At 75.3% G+C, this 1,746-nt stretch carries 1 protein-coding gene; it reads right to left on the reverse strand.

What is annotated here, in order from left to right:
• On the reverse strand, window positions 1-1,594 hold a 1,594-nt coding region (locus tag GT354_RS53970; RefSeq protein WP_237534834.1), incomplete at its 3' end, for a BTAD domain-containing putative transcriptional regulator.
• Window positions 1,595-1,746 lie beyond the last annotated feature (152 nt).

Consider the following 1,746-nt stretch of genomic DNA (forward strand, 5'->3'; position numbering starts at 1 on the left):
GCAGACCAGGTGCGGGTTCAGGTTCCGGTACCGACCCCGGTACGCGTTCGGGACCGAAGCCGGGTACAGGTCCTGGTCCGGGCTGCGTGGGCGCTAATCCGGGCCGGGAACCCAGACCAGGCGCGGGCGCGGGCGCGGGCGCGGGTTCAGAGCCGAGACCAGGTGCGGCCCCGAGTACGGGCGCAGGTCCCGGCGCGGACCCGGATCCGGGCGCGGGCGCGGCTTCGGTGCGCAGGCCGGGTTCGGGTTCGGGGGTGGGAGCAAGTTGGGGCTCGGCTTCGGGACCCAGACCAGGTGCGGGCGCAGATTCGAGTCCGGGCGCGGGACGCAGACCAGGTTCGGGTTCGGGTTCAAGGCCGTGTTCGGGTCCGAGGCCGGAACCACGGCCGGCTATGGGCGCGGGACCCAGACGAGTTACGGGCCCTGGCAATTCGGATTCGGATTCGGGCCCGGGTTCGAGATCGCGAACGGGCGTGGGCGCAGGCTCGGGTTCGGGGCCCAGGCCAGGGCCGAATGCAAGACCGGGTTCGGGGCCGAGACCGGGTGCGGGTGTGGGTACGAACCCGAGACCGAGACCGAGACCGAGACCGGATCCGGGTGCTGGTGCGGGTCCGGATGCTCGTGCGGGCCCGGGCCCGGATGCGGATGCGGATGCGGATCCGAGATCGAGACAGGGGTCCGGTCCGGACTCGGGGCCAGGGCCGAGGCCGGGGTTGGGATTGAGGCCGGGGCCGGGGCCGGACCCGGGTTCGCGACCGGCTTCGGGTCCGGTGGGCGAGGGGGTCGCGGCGGCGGCGTTCGTGCGTGGCGTCAGGTGCGGTGCCTGGGCCAGGATGTCGGCCTCCAAGCGGCGCAGCGACGGTCCCAGGCCCACCCCCAGCTCCGCGATGACCGCTTCCCGGGCGGAGCGGACGGCCGCCAGCGCCTCCCCCTGACGACCCATGCGGTATAGCGCGAGCGCCAACAGTTCCCACGCGTCCTCGCGCAACGGGTGGGCCGTGGCGTGCGCGGCCAGGTCGGGGACCGCCTCCGCCGCGCGCCCGAGCCCGAGCAGCGCGTGCGCCCGACGCTCGCCGGCCACCGCCCGCAGCCCGTCCAGGCGCGTCGCCTCGCCGAGCGCCCACGCCTGGCCGGCGAACTCGGCGTACGCGGGCCCGCTCCACTGTTCCAACGCCGCGTCCACCCGCGCCAACGCCTCCCCCGCCCGCCCCGCCGCCAAAAGCGCGCCCACCGCGCCGACCTCGGCCTCGAACACCCACGCGTCCACGGCGTCCCGCTCGGCCCGCAGCGCGTAACCGGGCGCGACGGTCACCAGCAGCCGGGCCGGCCACCGGGGCGGCCGATCGGGCTCCAAGGCGCGGCGCAGCGCCGAGACGAAGGTCCGGATCGCGCCCACCGCACCTTCGGGCGGCTGTTCCCACAGATCGTCGACGAGCCGGTCGATCGGAACCACGCGCCCACGCGCCACGAGCAGCCGGCTCAGCACGGCGCGATGCCGAGGCCCCTTGAGCGGGATCGCCTCGCCCCCGGCCACGGCTTCCAACGGGCCGAGCACCCGGAAGGTCACCGAAGGTGCGGCCTCGGGCGTGCTCATGTCGCCCAATGTAACCGGGCGAAGGATGTCGCCCCCGACCACGGCCCGCGCACGCCCTCTCACGTTGTCATCGCGTACGCGGCCCATGCCCACCGCGCCACCACCCGCCCAACCCGCTCGTCACGAGCCATCGCCCACGCCCCGCGCCCACC

This window comes from Streptomyces sp. SID3343, from assembly GCF_009865215.1.
Taxonomy (GTDB): domain Bacteria; phylum Actinomycetota; class Actinomycetes; order Streptomycetales; family Streptomycetaceae; genus Embleya.